The organism is Citrobacter sp. TBCS-14, assembly GCF_005280805.1.
GTDB lineage: Bacteria > Pseudomonadota > Gammaproteobacteria > Enterobacterales > Enterobacteriaceae > Citrobacter > Citrobacter gillenii.
Window position 1 is genome coordinate 1 of sequence record NZ_SZWM01001211.1, and the last position, 207, is coordinate 207.

Here is a 207-nt window from a genome sequence, read left to right on the forward strand (position 1 = left end):
ATCCTGCCTGCGCTGACGGCTGCCTTAGCGCGTTAAACCATTCGGGCAGGATGCGAAGGCATCCTGCCGCTGACAGGAGTACTTATGTCCGAAGATATCTTTGATGCCATCATCGTGGGTGCAGGTCTGGCTGGTTCGGTTGCGGCGCTGGTGCTGGCTCGGGAAGGTGCACAGGTGCTGGTTATCGAGCGCGGCAATTCTGCTGGC

At 59.4% G+C, this 207-nt stretch carries 1 protein-coding gene; it reads left to right on the forward strand.

Annotation, left to right across the window (positions count from 1 at the left end; all coding sequences use genetic code 11):
- Positions 1–84 precede the first annotated feature (84 nt).
- The coding region (locus FDX22_RS26305) for an FAD-dependent oxidoreductase (protein ID WP_113772942.1) at positions 85–207 on the forward strand (123 nt) is incomplete at its 3' end.